A 24,303-nucleotide genomic window follows, 5' to 3' on the forward strand; every position below is an offset into this window, starting at 1 on the left:
CACCTAACGGAAGATTTTTGATTGTTGCAGGAGAGTTAATAACTTAACTTCAGAGCATTTACTGGTACATCATCCCAGGATTCTACGGTTCTTAAAACTGCTACCCACCCCGTTTGTTTTTGTTCGTCCGTAAGACTGGTTAACCAACTTTGATGACAATCTTTTGCCGCTTGTTCGTCTTGACAGGCAATACAAGCTTGTACTAAACCGCAGGGATCAATCTGTTCATTTACCCAAATAATCATAGTTAATGGCCCTACTTAACTTTATTATTATACTCCATCGATCGCCCACAGAGAAACTTTTGATATTGATAACCTGTTACATAATTGGAGGATAACTCTGAGAGTTGACAGTCCGATAAATCTATTGAAGAATGGAAATTGATTAACCATAATTCAAAAGGGGGAGAAGATGACAGATTAAAATTTGGCTTTTGTTCTGGGTTAACTAAGAGAAACTTAGGGGTTTTATCGGGAAATCTTTGGTTAAATTCCCAAGCAATTCCCATCATTTCTCCCACCTGCACCAAACTCCTATAGCTAGTGGCAATTACTAACGGATAACGGCTATTATTTTCGATAGTGGTAACTAATTTATCTGGCCGATAATACTTGCGATAGCCTAAATTCAAAGTCACACTTAGGGAACTAACTAAAGCCATAATAATGACAACAATTACTATTCTTTTCTGCTTCCTTTGCCAACAATTATCTAATAAAATTGCCAGAATTAAAATTACCGAGGGAAAGTAAACAAAACTATATCTAGCTCCCCGGGTAATATCGATCGAGAGCAGATAGGTGATGACAAAGAAAATAGCAATGGAACTGAGAAAAAATGCCGAGAGAATCCCTAACTCTGGTTTATAGGAGTCTAGCCACGCTGTTTTTAATTGTGGGATAATCCAGAGAAAAAACCCGATCATTATTGCCCCAGAAATCAAGATAATTATTAAAGATTCTGATTCAACGGGGAGCAGGGAAAGCATAGTTATTAATGTTCCCAGTAATTGAAAAAAGGGGCTAATTACGGCTAAAAAACTATCATTGTCTCTCTGAATCCAACCGGTCATCTGATTGCCATAATCTTTGGGTACAAAGCTGATAAACCAAATAATAATAAAGCTCAAGTTACCCCAAAAAACTAAACTTAAACGCCACCAATTAGTTATCCAAAAGTTTTTTTGTTTGATTTGATTGGATAAAATTAATAATAAAGTTATTGCCTCTGCGAGGATAGTTAAACTAAAAAAATAGTGGACTAATAACCCTAGACAGTTGACAATTAACCAGAAAAAAACCAAAGTATGGGATATTCTCTGACGGTAGATAATTTTGCTGCTTGCCCTCAGAAAACAGCCTAAAGATATGAGGACAAATACAACTGCTAAAGTATAATGTCGCGCTTCTTGGGAGATAAAAACCCCGTAGGGAGAAACCGCCATTAAAATCGCCGCTAGAAAAGCGATCGAGCCGGATTTAAAGACCAATTTACTGATAAAATAAATTAGAGGAATCGAAATAACTCCCCAAAATACTGCCAGCGATCGCATTCCGTCTAAAGATACATATTCTCCCTGATCAAAGAATAATTTATTCCAGAGATAGGCGAAAATAAAATATAAAGGTGGATGATTGTCCTCCTGAATAACTAATTTAATTACATCGCCAATAGTTGCCTGATGGTTGCTCTGGAGAGGTGCTAATAAAGTGTCTAGGGAAATTATTTGATTTAACGGCACTATCTGGTAATTATTGCCAATACTAAAAACCATAGTGGCAAATTCATCCGTCCAGGGAGGTTTACTCGTTAATTGTGTTAACCTAATAACCAGTCCCAAAATTATTACTAATCCTAACCAGCAAAAATCAGACCAAGCTAACCGCTCCTTGCTTCTTTGTTGTAGATCAGAAATGACTGTAGATAAATTCAATTTAATTGTTATCTCCAAAAGATTCGATTATTTTAACTGCTTCCGCCGGTGAAATATCTTGACGGCAATTAGGATAATCATACTCCTCCCGGGCAATTAATGCCCCACTGAGACGATAAAAATATTCTCCCATTTTCATCCAATCGGAATACAAATCAGGTTCGGGGAATTGTTGCCTTAATTCCGAGTTTTTGGGTGTACCATAATTGAGCCAGTATCCTTCTCCAAATAGTGGGGAATTGAGCGCTAGGATTCCCTCTAATTCTAAACCATCATCGCCCCTGACGTTTTCAATTCCTTCCACCAAAAAACAGCTATTCTCGGCATTTTCAAAGAGGACTGCGTATCCTTTCCCCTCTTCTGCGAGGATTTTAATCTCGCTGGCCCGAAATCCGGGAGGGATATAGTTAGGTAAAATAATCTTAGCATCTAGCGATCGCAGTTGTTGCCGTTCACTGGCGCTTAAAGTTACCGTTTCTGCTCTCAAATATTGCCCATTGTCAATAATAACAATAGATAATCCTAAAACTAAAGGCCAGAGAAATTTTATGGTCATAATCGCTGTTTCTAAGGTCATATTCTCGAGAATATGTGAGTTTTTGGGTAATTTACCGATTATTTAACCAGATTGACGACGAATATTGCCCTTTTCCTGTTCCCGATTCCCTATTTCCCGATTCTAATCGACAAAAAATCATAGCTTGTCTGTGGATTCCACTTTTTTCCACTTCTGTCACCCGGAATTATGGGACTGACATCACCCCAAACCCTCTCGTATTCTAAGGTTATCGACAGGAAAGAGAGGTAACAACCATGTTAGCGGGCCACCAAAATCCAACTTTTGTCCGTAACTACTTAATCGCAGTTATCTCCGTGGTGATGATGGGTGTGGGAGTTGCCGATCTCATCAATAATCCCTCCCGAATCGCTCAACAAAACCGTCTTGATGGTTATGGTCGCTATGTTAGCGCTGGTTTGGTTAGCGGTGCAGTCAATAATATGCGTTAATCTGCCTCTGATTCTCTGATAACTGATAACTGATAACTGATAACTGATAACTGATAACTGATTCTCTGATAACTGATTCTCTGATAACTGATAACTGATAACTGAAACTACTTAAACCCAAGAATGGAGAGCGCGTAATTGGGGTGTTTTTTTAGCTTGGTGGGTCTGCATTCTTTGTAAAACATCATCGAGAATTGTCACCGCTTCCCGGATATATTCCCCCTTATTCAGCATGACACATTCGGCTCTTTCGGCCATAGCGGCATCGGTAATCTCGGCCCGGGAAGGAATACTTTTCTTGACCAGATTTTCTAGGACTTGGGTAGCCCAAATTACCGGAATATGGGCCGCTTCGCATAACCAGAGAATTTCCTCTTGAATTTCTGCGAGTCTTTGATAGCCAATTTCTACGGCCAAATCACCCCGGGCAATCATCACCCCAAAAGGTTGTTTACCGGCGGCATGGATGATTAATTCGGGAAGATTTTTCACGGCTAAAGGTGTTTCTATTTTGGCCACAATTGCCTTTTGTCGCCAAGCATCCCCCAAACGACTTTGTAACTCTAGCTGTAGTGTCTCGATATCGCTGGCTTTTTGTACAAAAGAGTAACCGATAATATCGGCATTTTTGGCAATAAAATCTAAATCCTGCCGGTCTTTTGCGGTCAAAGGATCGATATTTAAGACGGTATCGGGGAAATTTAGGCCTTTATCTGCTTTGAGTTTTTCTCCTTTCTCCCTAGCGTGGGTAATTTTTAGTAAAAGACCTTCCGGCATTATGGCAATAACTTCAGCCCCAATATGACCATCATCAATCCAAACTTTCGCCCCGACGGGAATTTGGGGAATAATCTCCGGTTGGGAACAATTAGCCTGAAAATACTGGGGATGGGCAGTATGGGGCGGTTGGGGAGTTAAGAGCAGAAAATCCCCCTGATATAGTCTGGTTTGGGACTGGGGGGCTAAAATCTCTTCTAAACGGATTTTTGGGCCAGCTAAGTCCATATAAACCTTACAGGTATGTCCATTGACTAAATTTTCGGGATTTTTGACCGCCTCGCGCAGATTTTCGATCATTCCCTGCCATTCTTTCGGGCCATCATGGGCGCAATTAATGCGAATACAGTCCATTCCGCAACGCAGTAATTGAGCAATAAAATTGGGGTCGGTTGCCGCCTCCGTCGGCATTGTCACCATAATTCGCACCCGACGCCGGGGGGAAGGCAGACCGAAAACTTCGGCGCTATGGGAGGCTAAAAGTTGATCTCCTTGGAAAAATGCCTCTAAAGGGGGATGTTTGGGCAATAATGAGGCTTCTTGATGACAAACCGCCCCTAAAGTGGCAATTACCGCATCGAGAGTCGGTAAAACTTTCGATTCAATCCGGCCTAGGGAAGATAATCCCCAGGGCATTAAAGCTAATTGTAAATCCCGGATATCTTCTTGTCTCAGGGCGAGATAATAGGCTAAATTACGGGTGCTAGGTTGAAAATTCTCCTTTTCAATCAGGTTTTTCCACTGCTGCAATTTTTCTTCTCCTTCCACTGTCACAAAATGCCGTAACTTTTGTAGATGATGGAGGAGAGTTTGGGGATAGGATAATTGTTCTCGTTTGAGTTGTTCTGAGAGAGTTAAAGACATAAAATTAAGTAAAAAGTAAAAATCGTCAATTACTAAGGCAATACTCGCCTAGAAAATGATCACTGTCGCCGCTTATATTGCTTTTGGCTGGTTATGGGGTCAGTTCTCAGGCATAATCTCTCTGTTTCTATACTAAGCAAATATCCCGCCTCTAGAAGTTAATTTTTGCTACGATTTGTGGCGGTTATCTTCATGGTGAGGTGGGAAGTTTTCGTTTTGGGGAGTCGGTGGTGGGTGGTCGATACTAGAAAAGCTAGGTTTATCGGTGAAAAATTATCGATAAGCTTCCCTGTATTATGCCTTTGATATTATTAAAATAATGGCGTACATTGGCTGAATAAATTATCTTTTTTGAGCTATATTAAAGGTGCATAAAGTGATTAGTAACTACAGTATTAAGTTTTATGAAGGGAGGGAATGCTCCAGAATCGCGACTATAATAAGTAAACAGATCATTCCTGTGTCGGCGAGAGCGAGAAAATATGTCTGCCACTGAATACGAAGCAATTATCGGTTTAGAAACCCACTGTCAACTCAACACCAAAAGCAAGATATTTTGTTCCTGTCCCACCAACTTCGATAGTCCCCCCAATACTAACGTCTGTCCCGTCTGTTTGGGTTATCCGGGGGTATTACCCGTCCTTAACCAAGAAGTCCTGGTCAGTGCCGTTAAACTGGGATTAGCTATCGATGGTAAAATTACACCTCATAGCAAATTCGATCGCAAACAGTATTTTTATCCCGACCTGCCGAAAAATTATCAAATTTCCCAGTATGATCTCCCTATTGTCGAACAGGGTCAACTAGAAATCGAGATCGTCGATAAAAAAACTAAGGAAGTTAGCCGCAAAATTATCGGCATTACCCGTCTGCACATGGAAGAAGACGCGGGAAAACTGGTTCATGCTGGCAGCGAACGTCTCTCCGGTTCTACCCATTCCCTCGTGGATTTTAATCGTACAGGTGTACCATTATTGGAAATTGTCTCGGAACCGGATTTACGCACCGGCACCGAAGCGGCGGAATATGCCCAAGAATTACGGCGTTTAGTGCGTTATCTCGGCATCAGTGACGGTAATATGCAGGAAGGTTCCCTGCGCTGCGATGTCAATATTTCCGTTCGCAAAAAAGGCACTAAAAAGTTCGGGACTAAGGTAGAAATTAAAAATATGAACTCCTTTAGTGCTATCCAAAAAGCCATAGAATACGAGATTGATCGACAAATTGAAGCGATCGAAAATGGCGAACCAATCGTACAGGAAACCCGTCTTTGGGAAGAAGCTACTCAACGGACGATTAGTATGCGGAAAAAAGAAGGTTCTAGCGATTATCGCTATTTTCCCGAACCGGATTTACCCCCCCTAGAAGTCTCCCCCGAACAGTTAAAAGCTTGGGCGGAAGAATTACCGGAATTACCCGCTCGTAAACGTCGTCGTTATGAAGAAGAATTTGGTCTTTCCCCCTACGATGCCAGGGTTTTAACCGATGATCGCACCGTGGCTGAATATTTTGAAACTGCGGTAATTGCGGGGGCAAATGCGAAATTAGTCGCTAACTGGATCAGTCAAGATATCGCCGCTTATTTGAATAATAATAAGCTGATGATCACGGAAATTGCCCTGCAAGCGGCAGACTTGGCGGAATTAGTTAAACTGATTGAAACGGGAACAATTAGTGGCAAAATTGCTAAGGAAATTTTACCGGAACTTCTCACCGAAGGCGGTTCCCCCAAAGCACTGGTGGAAAAGAAAGGATTAATACAAATTTCTGACACTTCTGCGATCGAAAAACTGATCGAGGAAATTATCGCCTCCCATCCAAGCGAATTAGAAAAATTCCGGGCGGGTAAAACCAATCTTAAGGGGTTTTTTGTCGGTCAAGTCATGAAAAAAAGCGGCGGTAAAGCCGATCCTAAATTAACTAGCCAAATCTTAGATCAAAAACTTTCTGGTTAGTTATATTCAGTGATCAGTGATCAGTAAAAAGTAAACAGTAATCAGTGAACTTAAAACTCAAATCTGATAACTGATAACTGGTAACTGATAACTGATAACTGGTAACTGGTAACTGATAACTGATAACTGATAACTGATAACTGATAACTGATAACTGATAACTGATAACTGAAAATGACCTCGCAATTAAAGCCTAATAGCCCGAAAATTCTCGCTGTTGTCAACGGTAAAGGTGGTGTGGGTAAAACCACCACTGCGGTCAATTTAGCGGCAATTTGGGGGCAGAATCAGCGTGTTTTGCTGGTGGATGCGGATCCCCAGGGTTCCTCCACTTGGTGGGTAGAAAGAAATCAAGCGGGTATGGTATTTGATTTAGCCAAGCAAATTAATACAGAGAAATTAGGAGAATTGCGTCAAATTATCGAGTACGATCTGATCGTGATTGACACACCACCAGCTTTGCGTTCCGAATTACTTACCGCAGTCATAGCAGAATCAGATTATTTAATTTTACCGACTCCTCCCGCACCGATGGATTTAATGGCTTTAATTGACACGGTACGCACGGCAGTTAAACCCCTAGGAATTTCCTATCGGGTGTTGTTAACGAAAGTGGATTCCCGTAGTCTTAAGGAAACTTTAGAAGCACAAAATACTTTATTAGAATTAGGTATTCCTGCCTGTCATGCTTTTGTCAGAAATTATAAGGCCCACGAAAAAGCCGTTTTAGACGGGGTAGCTATTACCAATTGGCGCGGTAAAAATGCCCAAGAAGCCAGTGCCGATTATCGTCGTGTGGCCGAAGAATTAGAACGGGATTGGTAGATTTATCGACAGGTTTTCTAAGCACAATATTTTTGCAGTAAAGAAATCACTAAATCTAGACCATCGGGCTGAACTTGAACAGTATAGGCTTCGGCTTCAATTTGCCGGCTAAAACCTTCATAATTCATAAAAAATCTTCTGGTTATTGCTGGTGGTTCTATCCATAAATTAAGAGCTTTAACTGTTTTGCCTCCATGACAAAGTTGAGTGGCATGGACAGCTTCATGAATTAATGTTGGTCGGGCAATACCTAAGTCAAAAACTAGGGGATGAATCCAAATAATTCTAGTTTTACTATCAAATAAACCGTAGGCTCCTCGCACGGGTGGCGGGGCAATTTTGACGATAAAATTGTGTTTTTCTAAAGCTTTTTGTAGTCGTAGAAAATCTGGATTCGCTGCCGATAAATTTTCTCCTGCAGCTAATTGCATCCCTAGAAAAACAGCAGCGATTGTGTAATAAATGCCCATCAGGTGATAGTTCATATTAAAGGGAGATCAAAATTAGCAAGAGGTCTATTGATGAATCGAACCATCGGGGAGAATTGTTCCCGTTAAAATTGCCCCAGTTAATTTCACCATAATACGCTTACCAAAGCCAATTTTTGCCCCGCGTAAATCCGCCGCCGACAGATCCGCCCCACTTAAATCCGCCCCGATGAGATTGGCTTCCTGTAAATTTGCACCTTTAAGGTTAGCTTCGAGGAGATTGGCGCGAAAAAGATTAGCTTTGTACAGATTAGCCTTTTCTAGGTTAACTTTGTGCAGGAAGCTATCGCTTAAGTCGGCATGGCTTAAATCTGCCCCGATGAGACTGCGACTAGAGAAATCTTTTTCCTTCAGGTTGGCTCCCTGTAAATCGGCTCCGTTTAAATCCCGATAGTGAGGGCGCCAGGCGGCATGATTGTGGACCTGATGGTTATTCTGGGAGTGGCTGTGTTGACTATGGGTTTGTTGACTATGGGTTTGTTGACTGTGGGTTTGGGAATTTTGGCTGGGTTGGCTAGGGTGAGGCTGATAGGGGGAAGCAGTTTTATAGGCGTGGACGGGCTGTTTTTCAGTTTTAGGGGCGGAATTGGAGCGTTTAGAAGAATTTTGATGAATTTGCCGCAATTGTTCCCTAGCGTGGTTAATTTCTTGCAGTTTAGCGGTGGCTTTTTCCAAAAGACGCTGATTATCTTTGGGAATGCGATCGGGATGCCAAATAAACACCAAATCTTTGTAGGCTTGATTGATCTCATCGAGAGATGCCCCATGATCTAACCCTAAAACTTTATAGTATCGCTCCAATTCTTTCATCATCGAAGTCCTAATACAAGGATAAAAGCATTAATGGCCACAATTTCTCTGAGTCTGGTCGGATTTTCTAGGAGAGGATTTCTTTCAGGATAATTTGACTCTGGGAGAGTTGCCATAAAATTTGAGAAAATGTCTGGTAATTAAGAAAATCTCGTTTTTCTATCCTGTTTTGATGCGTAACTGTATAGCACATAACAGCAAAATTAGCAAGTTTTTGATACAAAACTTAATTTATGCTGTTAGGGAGGTGGGGAAGTGGGGAAGTGGGGAGGTGGGGAAGTGGGGAAGTGGGGAGGTGGGGAAGTGGGGAAGTGGGGAAGTGGGGAGGTGGGGAAGTGGGGAAGTGGGGAAGTGGGGAAGTGGGGAGGTGGGGAGGTGGGGAAATTGAACTAAAACCCCAAAACCCCAACACCCCAAAACCCCAACACCTAAAACCTGCCGACCGCCGACCGCCTCCCGACTGCTGTATGATAAAACTTGTCCCGATAGGATGATAAATCAACGTCGTGAAATTTGGTCAGTGGTTGGGGTTTATCTGTTTAATAATGGCTCTGTATGTATTGTGGCAGATTCGACAGCTATTATTATTGATTTTTATGGCGATAGTGTTTACCGTAGCCTTAAATAGATGTGTGAAAGGATTGCAGAGATTAGGGATTAAAAGGGGGTTGGCTATTTTAATTACCCTGCTGACGAGTCTAGCAATTGTGATTTTATTTTTTATAATTATTGTTCCCCCCTTTGTTGAACAGTTCCAAAAATTAATTGAACTTTTACCGCAAGCTTGGGATTTAGTCCGTAATAACTCGATTCGATGGCGACAACAGTTCCAATTTGATTGGTTGCCATCGCTGCCTAATTTAACCGATTTAGTCCAGCAGTTACAACCTTTAGGAACCTTTGTTTTTAGTAACTTTTTTACTTTCTTTTCTAACTCAGTTGCGGCAATTTTGCAATTATTATTCGTGCTGGTGTTAGCAATGATGATGTTAGCCAATCCCCAACCCTATCGACAAGCTTTCTTAAAATTATTTCCTAACTTCTATCGTCGTCGTGCCGAGGAAATTCTGACCCTATCGGAAGCGGGTTTGGGTAATTGGTTGTTGGGAATTGCCATTAGTTCAACTATCGTGGGATTATTCAGTGGTTTCGGTCTTTGGGTTCTACAAATTAATCTAGTTCTCGTTCATGCTATCCTAGCAGGATTGCTCAATTTTATCCCTAATATCGGACCGACTGCTAGTGTGATTTTTCCGATCCTCATTGCTGTTATCGATGCACCTTGGAAAATTGTCGCTATTCTGATTCTCTATTTTATTATCCAAAATGTCGAAAGTTATTTGCTGACACCAACTGTCATGGCTAAACAGGTATCTTTACTACCGGCAATTACCCTAATCGCTCAAATTTTCTTCGCTCAAATGTTTGGCATCTTAGGTTTATTATTGGCTTTACCTTTGACAGTGGTAGTAAAAACATGGTTAGATGAATTATTATTCAAAGACATTTTAGATCAATGGGATCAAGTCCATAACAAATCTTAAATAATTTCGGCAAAAGTCATGAAATTAATCATTCTTACTCTCGTTATTTTATCTAATGTGTTTGCTCCTCTCCCCGTCAAGTCTGAAACAGTGCTAGAAAAAATTAAACGCACGGGATTATTAGAAGTAGCTATGAGAGAAGATGCCATTCCTTTTGGCTATCGAGATAGTCATAATAATTTACAGGGATTATGCTTAGATTTTATCCAATTGCTCAGAGAGGAACTTAAGCACAAATTAAACCTCCGGATCATCAGTGTCAAAATTTATAAATCAACTTTATTTAATCGCTTCCAGTTATTGAAAAATAAAACCGTTGATTTCGAGTGTGGTCCTAATAGTATCATAAAAAACATACCTGATGGTGTCAGTTTTTCTCGTCCTTTTTTTGTCACAGGAACTCAGTTTTTAGTTCGGAGTGATAATCAGAAGAATTTCAACTTTTCTTCGTCCTTAGAAGGTATAAGTATTGGAGTTTTGCGAGATACCACCACTCAAGAATTATTAAGACAAAAATATCCTCTTGCTACCTATCAGGAATTTCAAGGAGTGACGGGAAGACTGCGGGGTATCCAAAGTTTAAGAAGGAATAGAATAGATGCTTTTGCTAGTGATGGTATTCTGCTAATTGGAGAAGCTGTCATTCTCGGTTTATCCCTAGGAAAAGATTATCAACTTATCCCCCGCAATCCTTTAAATTGTGATTATTATGGTTTTATTCTTCCCGCTAATGATCCCCAATGGCAAGAGTTTATTAATGGGGTTATCGTCACCAGTGAGAACAGAAATATTTTTAAAACATGGTTTACTGAAGTTGCTTCCTATTTTATACATACTTGGCAGTATTGTCGTAATAACTCCGAAAAATCCCAGTAAAACTTAACGATTATGCACAAAAAAAATGCTTTATTTTGGTTGATTGGTTGCGCTACAATAATCCTGTTTATTTGCAGTGCTATCAGACATATTTTATTTCAATCTAATGCTCTCGATCTTGGTTGGTTCGATCAAGGAGTTTACTTAATTTCTCAAGGTAAACCACCGATTATATCTTTTGTTGACTACCATATTTTAGGCGATCATATCGCTTTTATTCTCTATCCTATAGCCTTACTTTATAAAATTTATCCTAGCGTTTATTGGCTGCTTTTCTTACAAGCTTTTTCCCTTTCCCTTGCTGTTTTTCCCCTCTGGCAATTGGCAATAGAAGCGGGATTAAAAGAAAAACAAGCTTATACATTAGCCTTAGTTTATCTGCTCTATCCCCTGATTTTTAACGTTAATCTTTTTGATTTTCATCCCGAAGTTATCGCAGTGCCAGCGATTTTTTGGACGGTTTTAGCGGCAAGATTAAATAATCTCTGGGGATTTTGTCTAGGAATCATTATTATTCTTGGTTGTAAAGCAATTCTCTCTTTAACATTGTTGGGAATGGGGCTCTGGTTACTTCTCTGGGAAAAGAAAAAAATATCGGGAATAATTGCTATGATTAGCGGCATTCTTTGGTTTATTATCACCACGAAATTATTAATCCCTCTCCTAACAGGAAAATCGGCAGTTATTGAAATGGCTGATTCTCGATATAGTTATCTAGGAGATAGTTTGCCAGCAATTATCTTTAATTTGTTCCTCAAACCCGATCTAGTCTTGGGAAAAATCTTTACTGGCAATAATCTAGAATACCTAATCCTATTAATTATTCCCTTAGTTTGGGGTTTATCCTGGCGCTATTCTGCCCCAATAATTGCCGCTATTCCCGCACTCGCTTTAAATTTATTGGCAGATCATGCCCCACAAAAAAACTTAACCACTCAATATTCCCTGCCAATTTTGCCCTTTTTATTTCTAGCGGTTATCGCCACTTTAGCCCATAATAGTAACTGGTTGAAACAGCCTAAATGGATAATTACTTGGGCAATTATTGCCTTTTTTGCCTTAGCTAAATACGGCTATTTCTGGTCACTGTATTTAAATTCCCTTGATACTTGGGCAGCTACCCAAAAAGCTCTAACCCAAATTACCACCAGTGAGAGTGTCTTGACTACTTCTAGAATTGCCCCCCATCTTACCCATCGAGAAATGATCAAATTAGCGATCGAAGGTTCCCAATCCCTAGATTTAAATCAATTTAATTATATCCTACTCGATCGCCGTCATCCCGGTTGGTCTAGTTCACCAGAACTAATTGATGATCACTTAAATAAACTGAATCAAAATGACAACTTTCGGTTAATCCTTAATCAGGATGATGTGTTTTTATATCGGGCCTTGACAACCCCTCAAGAAACAAAATAATTTTTCGTTCCACCGATTCCAATAAATTTTCTTTATCGATGGGAAACCAGACAATATCAGCATCGGCACGAAACCAAGTGCGCTGACGTTTAGCAAATTGACGGGTGTGGAGGATAATTAGATCGATCGCCTGTTCTAAAGAAATTTCCCCGAGGAGATATTGCTTAATCTCTGCATAACCCAAAGTCTGCAAAAGTGGCAAATCCCAACCGTATTTATCCCCCAAATTCTGCACCTCTGCTACTAATCCCCTGGCGATCATTTGATGAGTACGAACAGTGATCCGCTTGCCTAAACTTTCTGGGGAAGAATCTAACCCAATTTGTAAAATTGGATAAGTGGGGGGATTTTCTCCCTGCTGACTAGAGATAGGTTTTCCTGTCAGATAAAAAACCTCCAAAGCGCGTAAAGTTCTCACCTGATCATGGGGATGAATTTTTTTAGCGGCCTCTTCATCTACCTGCATCAGAATTTGATAAAGATAGGATTGTCCTAAAGCTTGTAATTGCTGTCTTAAATCCGGTTGAGGAGAAACCCTCGGTATTTTTAAACCTTTGACAATGGACTTGATATAAAGTCCCGTACCACCGACCAAAAACAGAGGAGAATAGTGGAGATTGTTGATTAAATCCTCAGCTTGTTCTTGGTATTGTGCTAGGGTAAAATTATCTTGAGGATCACAAATATCAATTAGATAATGGGGAATCCGCTGACATTCTTCTAAGCTAGGTTTAGCGGTACCAATATTAAATTCTCGATAGATTTGTCGGGAATCGGCGCTGAGAATTACTGAATTAAACTTTTCGGCCAATTGTAGGGCTAAACTGGATTTTCCCGTGGCAGTTGCCCCACAAATAACAATTAAAATAGGTAAAGAGGAAGTAGTCATCGACGCTACATGACAGTAATCAGTAATCAGTGAACAGTAATCAGTAATCAGTGAACAGTGAAAAGACAGGACTGTTCAGGGAAGACGCATTTAAACAGGGTATTTTTAAGCTGATTAACAGCTGATCAGCAAGAAATTAAGTTGGTCATTAATTTTCGTTTAACAAAAAAACAGCACCCATCAGGATGCTGTTTGTCAAGAAAATGTTACAAAACTTAAGCTAAAGCCGCCATTTTCACATCGTTATGAGCGAGGATATTTTGTAACTCCTCCGCGTCCACGGTTTCTTTTTCCACTAACATTTGCGCTAACTGGTCCAAGATGGCGCGGTTATTGACTAAAACCTCTTTAGCGCGACGATAGGCCTGTTCCACTAGGTTACGCACCTCCTCGTCAATAGCTGCCGCAGTTTCATCGGAGAAATCTCGATCGGAAGCGATATCACGACCTAGGAAAACATTACCATTTTGACGACCTAAGGCCACCGGCCCCAGGCGATCGCTCATGCCGAAACGAGTGACCATTTGCCGCGCTACTCGTGCCACCTGTTGCAGGTCATTAGAAGCACCCGTAGTCACTTCCTCCTCACCGAAGATAATTTCTTCAGCTAAACGACCCCCCAAAGCTACAGCCATCTGATTTTGCAGATAAGCGCGAGAATATAACCCGGATTCCATGCGATCCTCGCTAGGAGTGAACCAAGTTAAACCCCCGGCGCGACCGCGAGGAATAATACTAATTTTCTGGACAGGATCATAATCCGGCATTAAAGCACCCACCAAAGCGTGACCAGCTTCATGGTAAGCAACTAAAGTTTTGCGTTTTTCACTCATGACGCGATTTTTCTTCTCAGGACCGGCCAGGACACGATCGATCGCATCGTTGATCTCATCCATGGAAATCTCGGTTAAATTGCGACGTGCCGCTAAAATTGCGGCTTCGTTGAGCAAATTGGCCAGATCCGCACCAGTAAAACCGGGGGTACGACGGGCGATTTTATCGAGATCCACGTCTTGGGACAAAGTTTTGCCTCTGGAGTGGACATTAAGGATTTCCTTACGGCCAGCGTAATCGGGACGATCTACCACCACTTGGCGATCAAAACGACCCGGACGTAATAAAGCGGCATCCAACACATCGGGACGGTTAGTGGCGGCGATAATGATAATACCTGTATTACCTTCAAAACCGTCCATTTCCGTCAATAATTGGTTGAGGGTTTGTTCCCGTTCATCGTTACCACCCCCTAAACCGGCACCCCGTTGACGACCGACAGCATCAATCTCATCGATAAAGACGATACAAGGTGCATTTGCTTTCGCTTGTTCAAATAGGTCGCGGACGCGAGAAGCACCCACCCCGACGAACATTTCCACGAATTCCGAACCGGAAATGCTAAAAAACGGGACTCCCGCTTCGCCAGCTACCGCGCGAGCGAGCAGGGTTTTACCAGTACCCGGAGGACCGACTAAAAGGACTCCTTTGGGGATTTTTGCCCCAATTGCCGTGAAGCGATCAGCATTTTTCAGGAAATCTACCACTTCGTTTAATTCTAATTTTGCCCCTTCAATCCCGGCCACATCACCGAAAGTAACCTGGGTTTGGGGTTCCATCTGTACTCTTGCTTTCGATTTGCCGAAGTTCATCGCTTGGGAACCAGGGCCACTTTGGGCGCGACGGAGCAAGAAAAATAGACCAACAAGAAGTAAAATGGGGAAAAAGAGGCTACTGAAGGCTCTTACCCATACTCCTTCTTCTCTTTGGGGCAGTACGGCAATATCAACGTTATTTTCTGCCAAGATGTTGATTAATTGCGGATCGTTGGGCAGGTTAACTAATACATTTGTGCCATCTTGGGTGGGTACGATCGCCCGTTGCCGGTCGGCGCTTAAGCGCACGGTTTCTACTTTACCTTCCCGTACTTCTTGTAAAAATTCACTATACTTCCAAGTTTGTTGCACTGCTGGCTGGCGATCAAAGAAAGCTGAGGCCAAGGCAAGGACTACGATTAACAATAGGGCATATAGTCCCGCATTGCGCCATTTTTTGTTATTACCGTTTTTGTTCACGCTGTCGAACTCCTGATAAATTGAGGATGATCTTATCGGTTGTCAAGGGGTTGTTAATTTATGTTAACGTTTCTCAGGAACAGTGGACAGGTTTTTTTTAAATATGCCTGTTCTGGTCCTCAATGGGGGTTAGCTGTTCAGGGTGGGGAGTGGGAGAGTGGGGAGATGGGGAGATCGACCGAGTACGATCAATTAGTAACAAAATGCCAATTTAATCAGTTTAATTTTTTAGTTAATCCCTTCTACTGTTCCCTGGGTTGTTCGAGGTCGCAATATGAGATAATAAACTGCCCGCGTATTTAAATTGCTTGTTGAGATGAGGCACTCTTGCACTCTTGCACTCTGGCAACAGTAAAGAGATTGGGGGAGATTCAGCCAATCTAAGGATAGGCGGTTAAAATGGGTCTTGGCTTATTGTCTATCCATAAAAGAAGGTTAGAAACTAAGGACATCAAAGCTTTTAGCCTACGGCGGATTCAGGCTCAGTCTGGTACATCTTCTAAGGGTCAAGGCTTATCCAATAGGGAGTTGTCTGTGCCACACGGAGAGAGGAACCGCCGTAAGGAACTGATTATTGGAGGTCAGTTCCGTATTTTTTAGGCCCTGTTGACCGGCAAAACCAGAAATTATGGAGTCTTGTGTAGGTCAAACCCTGACTTAGCCATCAAAATTTAGACCCAACTCCTCTACCCTGCACAATTGTCCCTGCTACATCAACTTTACAGCCCGGTTAAAATGACATTCCCCGTCACAATCCCCTAAAATGAAGGAAGTAGGAGAAACCTGATATGCTATCTACTGCCAAGAAACTTTACGACACAGACTTTAATCTTTGGGTAGAAGAAACCGCTAACCTACTTAAAGAAGGTAAGTGGGAGTACCTCGATTTAGAAAATCTGATTGAGGAAATTGAGGCAATGGGTAGAAGTGATAAAAAGGCTTTGAAAAGTAATTTAGAAAAGCTATTGCTTCACATCCTTAAATGGAAGTATCAACCCTCTAAACGGTCTCATAGTTGGCAGTATTCTATCACCGAACACTGTTTGAGATTGTTAGAAGTTTTTGAAGATAGCCCCAGTCTCAAGGTATATTTTGAGGAAGTTTTTGATAAGTGTTATCAAAATGCTTGCCTACTTGCCGCTAGAGAAACAGGGTTAGATAAGAAAAATTTTCCTGAGCTCTGTCCTTTTGCCAAAACTGATATCCTCAATCCTGAATATCTACCGGATCAATACTAATATTGAATCAGTCGGCAACAGTAAGTGGGTGGGTGGAATTAAATATAAGATGAACGTAGGTTGGGCTTCGGCCGTGAGCTTTTGCCGAACGGTTGAAGCATGAAACCCAACGCCCGATTATGTTACGAAGTGCGCTAACCCATCCTACAAATAATTGTGCCTCCCTACTTAATTTCTCGATTAAATGTTCTAAGTCTAGCTGTTGAAATTGATGATTTCTAAGTAAGCTAACGGTTTCTTCTAGCCATTGAGAGTCATCAAGCTCATAGAGTTGTTTTAATGCGTGAACACCTAGCATAATTGATTGTCTCCATCTTATAGCAGTTTCGTGGTGAGGGAATTTGTAGATAATAATCTTCTCGATTAACTCGATAACATTTATTTGATTGTTAGGGTCAACAACCTGTTGGCGGGTTTGCTCAATCAAGGATTGAACTTGTTCTGGTGCTTTTTTGGCGCTGATGAGGATAAACTGGAGGATACTAATCCCAAGAGATGATAGATGGGATAACTTTAGATTAGCGCTTATTATTCTCCCCAACATCTATTCTTCCCTTCTTTGAATTTTCCTTGGTGATCTTCCACATTTCTTAAATAATTTGACCAATCACATCTCTCGATGAATGCACAAAAAATACCTCGTCTCTGTGGGCTAAAAATTCAGGCAATTACTCCCTATTCTCTCGCTTGGGCGCACCAGCGATCGCTGGTGGAGGCGAGAATTGCTAATCCTAACTTGCCCGACATTTTGCTCCTACTGGAACATCCCCCCGTTTACACCCTCGGTACCGGTTCAGATATTAAGTTTATTAAATTTAATCTTGACAAAACCGACAAAGAGGTGTACAGAATCGAGCGAGGAGGCCAAGTCACCTATCACTGTCCGGGGCAGTTAGTGGGCTATCCGATTCTCAATTTGCGCTATTATCGGCAGGATTTACACTGGTATTTGCGACAATTGGAAGAAGTCATCCTGCAAACTATCGCTATTTATGGATTGTCGGGGTCAAGAATCGGAGGCTTGACAGGGGTATGGGTAGAAGGGTATAAAATAGCGGCGATCGGTATTAAAGTTAGTCGTTGGATTACCTATCATGGTTTTGCCATCAATGTTTGTCCGGATTTAAGCGGGTTTGCCGAGATTATTCCCTGTGGGATTGCTAATAAACCCGTGGGCAGTTTACGGCAGTTTCTGCCTAATATTAGTCTTAGGCAAGTACAGCAAGATTTATCGAGAGTTTTCGCCTCAGTTTTCGGTGTGGAATTATTTTCTCTTGACAAGGATTAATATGAGCGATCGCAAAGACCCAGAAAAACTCGCCGCAGAAAACAGGGACGATAACCCCGAAAATAAGGGTAAAGCCGGTTTATCGCCCCCCGATGCCTCCGAATACGTCTCCTCTTTATCTTCCCGTAATCCTCTGCGTCAGCGCATCCTACTATTAAAAGATCTTCGACCGGGTAACGCAGGGTTACTACTGGCCCCCCTGATGGTGATGACCATCGGCCTGGTCTTTAGCTGGGACTGGTTAGGCTTTTCTGGGGCGATAGTAGCGATCTTAATATCTTTACAGGTGATTTTACCCTCTATTCGCCAGTGGATCGCCCATTATCTCACCCCCTCTGAACGTCAGACGGTTTTCGCTTTTATGGTTTTTATAGCTGCTCTGGCAGCATTAGGGAAATATTTAGGGGTTTACGAGCGAATATGGCGATGGTTGGAGAGTTTTAAATACGATGAGTTTGGTTCCTGGGCCGAGTGGGTGGGGGCTTTGGGACAGATTATGATCGCCGTGTTAGCCGTCTATGTGGCCTGGGAACAGTACGTTATTTCTAAGGATTTAACCATACAACAAAATCGCATTACCCAACAACAGACGATCGATTCCTATTTTCAAGGGATTTCCGATTTAGCCTTGGATGAGGAGGGATTTTTAGAAGATTGGCCCCAGGAAAGAGCGATCGCAGAAGGTCGCACCGCTTCCATCCTCAGCAGTGTCGATGCCGCCGGGAAAGCGAAAATACTGCGTTTTTTGAGTCAATCGCGGCTATTATCACCGATTAAACGCGATCGTTATCTGGGCCGACCGATTCTAGACGGGGAAGGGGGTTATGCGGAGGATCGAGAGTTCGGTACAAGAGTAGTACAATTGGGGGTAATGTTAGCAGGGGCCGACATTTCTGGACAGGATCTGCGCTGGACGGATTTAAGCGAAGCGAATATGGTGCGGGCCGATTTAAGTTATAGCGATTTGGTGAAAGCAAATGTATCGCGGACAATTCTCTACGAAGCTAATTTAAGAGGGGCCGATATGAAAGGGATGCGTTTATTTTATGGTTCCCTAGAAAATGCTACCCCCCGCAGTCGTACCATTCCCCCCAATTATGACAGAGGAGAACACACGGGAGCAGTGGTAGAAAATGTCAATTTTACCGGGGTGAAAAACATGAGCGAGGAACAACGTCACTATTGTTGTCGTTGGTGTGGGGAAAAGTCCCGCGCAACCATTCCGGGGGGATGTGCTGATATTGCCAATCTTTTGGGCCGATAATTAGGGTCTGCCACCTGCACGCAATCCCTAAATTCCTCACTCAATTGATAATTTTCCACCCCAACGATCCTGGGGGATAAAAGTCCGCTCTAGATTAATTTTGGCCACAGGTTCCGTGAGGGTAAATTCTCCCGATTCGATCAGTGCTTTTAATTCTAAAGCGGCTTCACGGGATAAGGAAATACTGGCCAAAGGAGCCACCTTGACACTTTTTCCCTCGATCATAATCCGACCGCTTTTTAGTTTAGCGTAGGTGATTAAACCAAAGGTAGGACGGACTCGCCGGGGAATGGAAAAATCTACCACTGGAGCGACAATTTCCTCATCTTTTACCGCACAATGTCGAACGATTTCCTCGTTTAAAATCGGAATCGGTACTGCTACCCCTAACATTAAAGAAGCCCCATAATTTTTGAAATAACAACCCCGCACCCAGCGAGCATTCATTTGTTTAGCATCCCCAATTAAGGCTAAGGTGGAAGCGGGTCCAATAGGAGTGCGATTTTGTAGGCGTTTTTGCAGGGGAAAATGTTGGGTTCCTTCCCAGGCAATATAACCGATTCCTCCTCCCAAAAAAATGCGCGTACCGATGCCTATAGCCTCTAAATCGGGGTCATTTAACAGGGGAGAAATTGCTCCGGGGTTAGAATACACTGCATTACCTAATCTCGGCTGTAGTGGTCCCAAATAAGTATATAAAGTCCGCTCTCCCCCATTGACTCCGACGATAAAATTCTGGTAGAGATTGCGAGGATTAAAAAGATAAAATTGATTGATAGTATCCTTAGAAATAATCGTTTCAAAAGAAGCACGAGGATAACAATCGGTGGCCTGGCCAACAGCACGCAATTGCAGCGATTTTCCAGCGATTAAATCCTCAATAATATGTCCGCCACCCCTTTCGGGATTTTCTCCCTCTAAATTCTCATTTTTGGCCGCTAGATCACTAATAGCACTGGCTCCTAAATATAAATCCACCGCCCCAAAACCAGCATAAGCAGGAATCCCATCTAACCAACATTGACGAATTTTTATCGGCGGATCCGTCTGACCTAAATTAATAATTGCCCCCGAAGATTCCATCGGTTCAAAGGTTCCCGTACAAACCACATCTACTTGGGAAAAAACCTCCTTAATTCCCATCTCGGTAACGCGGCTTTTCAATTCCTCTACTGTCCAGACTACAGCCGTTTTTTTAGCGATCTTGTCGTTGATTTCAGCGATTGTTCTCATAAGAAAAATTGGTCGGATGGGGGTTAGGGAGCTTTTTGCTGTTATCAGTAAACAGTTATCAGATTTGAGTTTTCAGTGAGTGGTATTAAATGGCGGTAATAGTGCTGTCTTTTCACTGATTACTGATTACTGATTACTGTTATAAGATAAGAAAGGGAAAATTTACGATCGAAGCTTTTCTATGACAGTTACACCCGTTCCGGCCTCCTTTAATCCTGTTTCTGGTCTAGTTAACCGTATTCTCGGCATAAAACCGCTTTTTGACATCGCTCGCTATCAGGCCCGCAATATGATGATTAAAAGAGCCGAAAAACTAGGCGTACCTTGGCGAGAAACCGTCAAACAATGGCAGCAACGGGATTGGAGTCAGGAACTGCAAGCGGTAGAAAATCCCGATCTCGTCTATCCCGAATACTACGTTTGTTCTTTCCACGCTTACGAAAAGGGCAATTTAGACTGGTTGCCAGCTTTTGAGGTAGAATCTGCTGCCTATGCTGTCCATTCTACCATCTGGCCCGGGGCGGGGATTGACGGCGATCCGCGATTGCGACGGGAATATCACCGGATATTGAAGGAGCAAATCAAGGCAGAAATTAACGATATTGTCGATTTAGGCTGTAGTGTCGGCATGAGCAGCTTCGCACTGCAAGATACTTATCCTCAAGCGCGGGTAACTGGTTTAGCTCTCTCTCCCTACTATTTAGCCGTTGCCCAATACCAAGCTCAACAAAAACAAAAGACGATTCAATGGCAACACGCAGCCGCAGAAAAAACTCAATTACCTAGTCAGTCCTACGATCTGGTATCTTCGTTTTTAATGTTCCACGAACTACCCCAACAGGCTACTAGAGAAATTTTCGCCGAAGCGCGTCGTTTATTGCGATCGGGGGGTTATTTGACGCTGATGGATATGAATCCGCGCTCGGAAATTTATCGAAAAATGCCCCCTTATGTCCTCACCTTACTCAAGAGTACCGAACCCTATCTCGATCAATATTTTACTCTCGATATCGAACAGGCATTAGTTGAAGCGGGGTTTCAAGCACCGATCATTACCCCCACCAGTCCCCGACACCGGGCGATTGTTGCGCGGGTTTCCGAATCATAATTTTGAGGTAATCAATGAAGATAATTTTTCGTCAAAGTTGGACAAAGATATTAACTATTGTCCCTATCTTCCTGTTAATTTTTGCCAGCAAAACCCTCGCCCATCATGCCATGGGAGGGCAAACTCCCGATAATTTTTGGAACGGATTTTTATCGGGTTTAGCTCACCCGGTTATCGGTTTAGATCATTTAGCTTTTGTGGTGGCTAGTGGTTTAATTGCTGTGGGGATGGAACAGGGTTTATTAATTCCGATCGCTTTTGCGATTGCCACGTTAATCGGGACGGGTATTCATTTACAGGGGATAAATTTACTTTTTCCTGAAGGGATTATTGCCCTTTCTGTGGTGATTTTTGGTGTGATTTTAACCCTGAAAAAAGGTTTACAAAATCATTCTAATCTCTATACGATCGCTCTGGCAACTTTGGCAATGATCGGGGGAATTTTCCACGGTTATGCCTACGGAGAATCAATTATCGGGGTGCGGGTTGCCGCTTTAGTTGCCTATTTAATCGGTTTTACCGTCATGCAATTAGCGATCGCATCTGGTGCTTTTTTCCTTGGCAGTGTCATCAAGGAAAAATTAGCCAAGCAAGCAACTCTAATTAGTAAGTTAATTGGATTAGCAATTATGGCGATCGGTACAACTTTTTTAGTGGGAATTAAGTAAATTAATCTCGGTGGGGCTAATTATTAATGGCTCTCTTGAGGTTATGGTGATCAGCAAATCTGATCGAAGAAAGGGCGTACACTATACGCCCCTACCAATCACACTAGGTGCAATATAGGGGCGCAGCCTCGATAGTGCGATCACAGATTGTGTAGAGAGTTTGTAAGGTGGAAAATGCCCACCTTACATTCAAGGTAAAATAGAGCCAAGGAAGTTAGTAGAGAGAGAATGCTATTTTGTCAGCTATGAGCCAAACCTTACCTAAAACTGTTAATTTCGAGGAATTCGTCCTTTGGCTTCCTGAAAATTCTGGATTGCGTTATGAGCTACACAATGGAAATATTATTGAAATGGCACAACCCGCAGGAGAACACGAAGAAATCAAAGGATTTTTAACTGTTAAACTCAGTGGAATAATTGATAGACTAGGACTTCCTTATTTAATTCCTAACCAAGCGATTGTCAGACCTGCTGGTAAAAATTCTGGTTATTTTCCTGATGTATTAGTGCTAAATCGAACAAATCTTGCTCAGGAAAAATTATGGAAAAAAGAATCAATCCTTAGGGATGGTGCATCTATCCCTCTGATCATTGAAGTGGTATCGACTAACTGGCGTGATGATTACTACTTAAAATTTGCTGATTATGAAGAAATGGGTATTCCTGAATATTGGATTGTTGATTATGCAGCCTTGGGTGGGCGCAATTTTCTTGGCACTCCTAAACAACCGACAATCTCTGTTTGTTGCTTAGTTGAGGAAGAATATCAAATTCGACAATTTCGAGACAGCGATCGCCTGATCTCCCAGACTTTCACGGAATTAAATCTCACTGTCAATCAGATTTTCTTAAGTATGTAGAGCTTGCTGAATAAATCTAAAAACCTTGTTGGATAAGACTTTTAGACTTTTTGATTTTCAAAAAGTGCCAGTCCTTGGAGTGATCGGGGGGAAAATTCAGGTACTTTTTCCCTTTTTTAGGTTTCAGAGGGGAAGTAACCAAACAGTTTTTTATAATCAGATGCCAGATATCCTCGGTGAAAAAAGCCTAATTCTTCAGCAATTTCATGAATTAATTTTGGCTGATTATTTTGGTTAATAGATTGATTTAAAGCATTAAGACGAAGCAATTTAAAATAATTGTAAGGAGACATTTGATAGAAGTCTTTAAATATATATTCTAAGGTGCGTTGACTTACTTCTAAGTCTTGACAAATCGTTGGAATAGTAAGATCAGAACGCAGATTTTTTCTCATCATTTCTTCGGCTTTTTTGAGGATAGAGGTGCGTCTGATAGTGTTTTTAGGAGGTTTAATATCTTTGGTTACTGCTAAAGTCAAAAGAAAATCTTTGACAATTTCTTCTTTTAATTGTTGCCTAACAAAATTCAATCTTAATGCTTTTCTTTGCTCAGATATTTGTTGGCGATTTAAATTAAATAGCATTTGATAAAGTTGCTGACAAGATTGTTGGAGATGACGAATTTTTTCCGATGGGCAAATCACAATAGAAGAAGCGGAAGCATTTAAAAACTTTTTCGCTTCTGGTAGCTCTAAAGTTTGGCACAATTGCTGCAGATAATTATCATGAACGTAAAGCTGAAAACGATTGGAAAAAGGATGTTGAAAAACGGAAATTTCTGATTTAGGGGGAACAATCCCCAGATAGTTATTTTCCAATGAGTACAAATTTTGGAAGAAGACAGAATTCACCTGAACAGGAATCGCAAAAACCCACATTTTAGAATGAATTACTCCCGCAACATTCGTTAAACAATTACGTTGAGATAACTCTAACATCACTTCATTGGTGATGATCCTTGAAAGATACCCTTCAAAATGATCACCACTGAGTTGTAAAGCATCTAAGTCGAGAAATTCTCGACTCTGAAAATAATGAGAAAAGTTACAACAATATTCACTTTTAAAAGTTAATTCCTGAGAATTAATTAAAATATTGGTTTTATTGTCAAAAATAAACATCTATGTATAACTACTTGGTTATTGAGTGAGATTAAACTTTTTTTGCCCATCAATTTAAAAACT

Annotated in this window: 24 protein-coding genes and 2 pseudogenes; 14 read left to right on the forward strand and 12 right to left on the reverse strand. The window is 41.6% G+C overall.

Going from position 1 to position 24,303, the window contains the following annotated elements; translation table 11 throughout:
- Positions 1–35 precede the first annotated feature (35 nt).
- From GQR42_RS20720 to GQR42_RS20730, 3 genes are read right to left on the reverse strand one after another with little or no spacing between them, the layout of a single operon-like run.
- Positions 36–245, reverse strand: coding sequence for a glycogen debranching protein (locus GQR42_RS20720; protein ID WP_158201427.1), 210 nt, complete (start codon positions 243–245; stop codon positions 36–38).
- An 11-nt stretch (positions 246–256) separates the two neighbouring features.
- Positions 257–1,936: a glycosyltransferase family 39 protein gene (locus GQR42_RS20725; RefSeq protein ID WP_158201428.1), complete on the reverse strand. Its 1,680-nt coding sequence runs from the start codon at positions 1,934–1,936 to the stop codon at positions 257–259.
- A 1-nt stretch (position 1,937) separates the two neighbouring features.
- Positions 1,938–2,513 (reverse strand): hypothetical protein, encoded by a 576-nt coding sequence (locus tag GQR42_RS20730; RefSeq protein WP_158201429.1) that lies wholly within the window; start codon positions 2,511–2,513, stop codon positions 1,938–1,940.
- A gap of 236 nt (positions 2,514–2,749) precedes the next feature.
- Between GQR42_RS20730 and GQR42_RS20735 the strand changes: the two genes are divergently transcribed.
- The gene (locus tag GQR42_RS20735) at positions 2,750–2,944 is read left to right on the forward strand and encodes a hypothetical protein (protein ID WP_158201430.1); all 195 of its coding nucleotides are present in this window, start codon (positions 2,750–2,752) and stop codon (positions 2,942–2,944) included.
- A 111-nt stretch (positions 2,945–3,055) separates the two neighbouring features.
- On the opposite strand, the gene GQR42_RS20740 is transcribed toward GQR42_RS20735, so the two are convergent.
- Positions 3,056–4,585, reverse strand: a complete 1,530-nt coding sequence (locus GQR42_RS20740; RefSeq protein WP_158201431.1) for a pyruvate kinase — start codon at positions 4,583–4,585, stop codon at positions 3,056–3,058.
- A 482-nt stretch (positions 4,586–5,067) separates the two neighbouring features.
- Between GQR42_RS20740 and gatB the strand changes: the two genes are divergently transcribed.
- Entirely contained in the window at positions 5,068–6,540 is a 1,473-nt protein-coding gene (gene gatB, locus GQR42_RS20745; RefSeq protein WP_158201432.1) for an Asp-tRNA(Asn)/Glu-tRNA(Gln) amidotransferase subunit GatB, read from the forward strand.
- A gap of 174 nt (positions 6,541–6,714) precedes the next feature.
- Positions 6,715–7,365, forward strand: coding sequence for a ParA family protein (locus tag GQR42_RS20750; RefSeq protein ID WP_158201433.1), 651 nt, complete (start codon positions 6,715–6,717; stop codon positions 7,363–7,365).
- Positions 7,366–7,382: 17 nt separating this feature from the next.
- Here the strand turns inward: GQR42_RS20750 and GQR42_RS20755 are convergent, their stop codons facing one another.
- On the reverse strand, positions 7,383–7,835 hold the full coding sequence (locus GQR42_RS20755) for a hypothetical protein (protein WP_158202536.1): 453 nt from the start codon (positions 7,833–7,835) through the stop codon (positions 7,383–7,385).
- Positions 7,836–7,880: 45 nt separating this feature from the next.
- Entirely contained in the window at positions 7,881–8,663 is a 783-nt protein-coding gene (locus GQR42_RS20760; protein WP_158202537.1) for a pentapeptide repeat-containing protein, read from the reverse strand.
- A 214-nt stretch (positions 8,664–8,877) separates the two neighbouring features.
- On the opposite strand from GQR42_RS20760, the gene GQR42_RS20765 reads away from it, so the two are divergent.
- Genes GQR42_RS20765 through GQR42_RS20785 form a run of 5 tightly spaced genes read left to right on the forward strand, consistent with a single transcriptional unit; the run spans position 8,878 to position 12,502 of the window.
- Positions 8,878–9,051 (forward strand): hypothetical protein, encoded by a 174-nt coding sequence (locus GQR42_RS20765; protein ID WP_158201434.1) that lies wholly within the window; start codon positions 8,878–8,880, stop codon positions 9,049–9,051.
- A complete protein-coding gene (locus GQR42_RS20770) occupies positions 8,975–9,157 on the forward strand; it encodes a hypothetical protein (protein ID WP_158201435.1) in 183 nt (60 codons plus the stop codon). Before GQR42_RS20765 ends, GQR42_RS20770 begins: the two co-directional genes overlap by 77 nt.
- Positions 9,158–9,169: 12 nt before the next feature.
- On the forward strand, positions 9,170–10,207 hold the full coding sequence (locus GQR42_RS20775) for an AI-2E family transporter (RefSeq protein ID WP_158201436.1): 1,038 nt from the start codon (positions 9,170–9,172) through the stop codon (positions 10,205–10,207).
- Positions 10,208–10,225: 18 nt separating this feature from the next.
- Complete coding sequence (locus tag GQR42_RS20780) at positions 10,226–11,083, forward strand: amino acid ABC transporter substrate-binding protein (RefSeq protein ID WP_158201437.1); 858 nt, start codon at positions 10,226–10,228, stop codon at positions 11,081–11,083.
- 12 nt (positions 11,084–11,095) lie between these two features.
- Positions 11,096–12,502 carry a DUF2079 domain-containing protein gene (locus tag GQR42_RS20785; protein WP_158201438.1) on the forward strand — a complete coding sequence of 469 codons (1,407 nt, stop codon included), beginning with the start codon at positions 11,096–11,098 and terminating at the stop codon, positions 12,500–12,502.
- Here GQR42_RS20785 and miaA read toward each other — a convergent pair.
- Together miaA and ftsH3 are read right to left on the reverse strand one after the other, a co-directional pair.
- A complete protein-coding gene (miaA, locus tag GQR42_RS20790; protein ID WP_158201439.1) occupies positions 12,444–13,391 on the reverse strand; it encodes a tRNA (adenosine(37)-N6)-dimethylallyltransferase MiaA in 948 nt (315 codons plus the stop codon). The two genes, GQR42_RS20785 and miaA, sit on opposite strands and share 59 nt — an antisense overlap.
- A 215-nt stretch (positions 13,392–13,606) precedes the next feature.
- Complete coding sequence (gene ftsH3, locus GQR42_RS20795) at positions 13,607–15,460, reverse strand: ATP-dependent zinc metalloprotease FtsH3 (RefSeq protein ID WP_158201440.1); 1,854 nt, start codon at positions 15,458–15,460, stop codon at positions 13,607–13,609.
- Between the two features lie 788 nt (positions 15,461–16,248).
- Between ftsH3 and GQR42_RS20800 the strand changes: the two genes are divergently transcribed.
- Entirely contained in the window at positions 16,249–16,698 is a 450-nt protein-coding gene (locus tag GQR42_RS20800; RefSeq protein ID WP_158201441.1) for a DUF29 domain-containing protein, read from the forward strand.
- A gap of 169 nt (positions 16,699–16,867) precedes the next feature.
- On the opposite strand, the pseudogene GQR42_RS30095 reads toward GQR42_RS20800, so the two are convergent.
- Positions 16,868–16,996: pseudogene (locus GQR42_RS30095) on the reverse strand (DUF29 family protein); the annotation flags it as partial.
- 87 nt (positions 16,997–17,083) lie between these two features.
- Positions 17,084–17,242, reverse strand: a pseudogene (locus tag GQR42_RS30100) (DUF29 family protein); the annotation flags it as partial.
- Positions 17,243–17,317: 75 nt separating this feature from the next.
- On the opposite strand from GQR42_RS30100, the gene lipB reads away from it, so the two are divergent.
- Positions 17,318–17,986, forward strand: coding sequence for a lipoyl(octanoyl) transferase LipB (lipB, locus tag GQR42_RS20810; RefSeq protein WP_158201442.1), 669 nt, complete (start codon positions 17,318–17,320; stop codon positions 17,984–17,986).
- A gap of 1 nt (position 17,987) precedes the next feature.
- Positions 17,988–19,250 (forward strand): pentapeptide repeat-containing protein, encoded by a 1,263-nt coding sequence (locus GQR42_RS20815; RefSeq protein WP_158202538.1) that lies wholly within the window; start codon positions 17,988–17,990, stop codon positions 19,248–19,250.
- Positions 19,251–19,286: 36 nt separating this feature from the next.
- Here GQR42_RS20815 and GQR42_RS20820 read toward each other — a convergent pair whose 3' ends face one another.
- Positions 19,287–20,483: a homocysteine biosynthesis protein gene (locus GQR42_RS20820; RefSeq protein WP_158201443.1), complete on the reverse strand. Its 1,197-nt coding sequence runs from the start codon at positions 20,481–20,483 to the stop codon at positions 19,287–19,289.
- 181 nt (positions 20,484–20,664) lie between these two features.
- On the opposite strand from GQR42_RS20820, the gene GQR42_RS20825 reads away from it, so the two are divergent.
- From GQR42_RS20825 to GQR42_RS20835, 3 genes are all read left to right on the forward strand, one after another.
- The gene (locus GQR42_RS20825) at positions 20,665–21,591 is read left to right on the forward strand and encodes a class I SAM-dependent methyltransferase (protein WP_158201444.1); all 927 of its coding nucleotides are present in this window, start codon (positions 20,665–20,667) and stop codon (positions 21,589–21,591) included.
- 14 nt (positions 21,592–21,605) lie between these two features.
- Complete coding sequence (locus GQR42_RS20830) at positions 21,606–22,259, forward strand: HupE/UreJ family protein (RefSeq protein ID WP_158201445.1); 654 nt, start codon at positions 21,606–21,608, stop codon at positions 22,257–22,259.
- Between the two features lie 245 nt (positions 22,260–22,504).
- Entirely contained in the window at positions 22,505–23,119 is a 615-nt protein-coding gene (locus GQR42_RS20835) for a Uma2 family endonuclease (protein ID WP_158201446.1), read from the forward strand.
- A 116-nt stretch (positions 23,120–23,235) separates the two neighbouring features.
- Here GQR42_RS20835 and GQR42_RS20840 read toward each other — a convergent pair whose 3' ends face one another.
- Complete coding sequence (locus tag GQR42_RS20840) at positions 23,236–24,240, reverse strand: helix-turn-helix domain-containing protein (RefSeq protein ID WP_158201447.1); 1,005 nt, start codon at positions 24,238–24,240, stop codon at positions 23,236–23,238.
- Positions 24,241–24,303: the final 63 nt, after the last annotated feature.

The sequence above is a fragment of the Microcystis aeruginosa FD4 genome (genome assembly GCF_009792235.1).
GTDB classification, from domain to species: Bacteria; Cyanobacteriota; Cyanobacteriia; order Cyanobacteriales; family Microcystaceae; genus Microcystis; species Microcystis viridis.

Coding starts and splice junctions, on each gene's coding strand:
- GQR42_RS20720 (WP_158201427.1), bottom strand. CDS start 245: ATGATTATTTGGGTAAATGAACAGATTGATCCCTGCGGTTTAGTACAA.
- GQR42_RS20730 (WP_158201429.1), bottom strand. CDS start 2,513: ATGACCTTAGAAACAGCGATTATGACCATAAAATTTCTCTGGCCTTTA.
- GQR42_RS20735 (WP_158201430.1), top strand. CDS start 2,750: ATGTTAGCGGGCCACCAAAATCCAACTTTTGTCCGTAACTACTTAATC.
- GQR42_RS20740 (WP_158201431.1), bottom strand. CDS start 4,585: ATGTCTTTAACTCTCTCAGAACAACTCAAACGAGAACAATTATCCTAT.
- gatB (WP_158201432.1), top strand. CDS start 5,068: ATGTCTGCCACTGAATACGAAGCAATTATCGGTTTAGAAACCCACTGT.
- GQR42_RS20750 (WP_158201433.1), top strand. CDS start 6,715: ATGACCTCGCAATTAAAGCCTAATAGCCCGAAAATTCTCGCTGTTGTC.
- GQR42_RS20755 (WP_158202536.1), bottom strand. CDS start 7,835: ATGGGCATTTATTACACAATCGCTGCTGTTTTTCTAGGGATGCAATTA.
- GQR42_RS20760 (WP_158202537.1), bottom strand. CDS start 8,663: ATGAAAGAATTGGAGCGATACTATAAAGTTTTAGGGTTAGATCATGGG.
- GQR42_RS20780 (WP_158201437.1), top strand. CDS start 10,226: ATGAAATTAATCATTCTTACTCTCGTTATTTTATCTAATGTGTTTGCT.
- GQR42_RS20785 (WP_158201438.1), top strand. CDS start 11,096: ATGCACAAAAAAAATGCTTTATTTTGGTTGATTGGTTGCGCTACAATA.
- miaA (WP_158201439.1), bottom strand. CDS start 13,391: ATGACTACTTCCTCTTTACCTATTTTAATTGTTATTTGTGGGGCAACT.
- GQR42_RS20800 (WP_158201441.1), top strand. CDS start 16,249: ATGCTATCTACTGCCAAGAAACTTTACGACACAGACTTTAATCTTTGG.
- lipB (WP_158201442.1), top strand. CDS start 17,318: ATGAATGCACAAAAAATACCTCGTCTCTGTGGGCTAAAAATTCAGGCA.
- GQR42_RS20815 (WP_158202538.1), top strand. CDS start 17,988: ATGAGCGATCGCAAAGACCCAGAAAAACTCGCCGCAGAAAACAGGGAC.
- GQR42_RS20820 (WP_158201443.1), bottom strand. CDS start 20,483: ATGAGAACAATCGCTGAAATCAACGACAAGATCGCTAAAAAAACGGCT.
- GQR42_RS20825 (WP_158201444.1), top strand. CDS start 20,665: ATGACAGTTACACCCGTTCCGGCCTCCTTTAATCCTGTTTCTGGTCTA.
- GQR42_RS20830 (WP_158201445.1), top strand. CDS start 21,606: ATGAAGATAATTTTTCGTCAAAGTTGGACAAAGATATTAACTATTGTC.
- GQR42_RS20835 (WP_158201446.1), top strand. CDS start 22,505: ATGAGCCAAACCTTACCTAAAACTGTTAATTTCGAGGAATTCGTCCTT.
- GQR42_RS20840 (WP_158201447.1), bottom strand. CDS start 24,240: ATGTTTATTTTTGACAATAAAACCAATATTTTAATTAATTCTCAGGAA.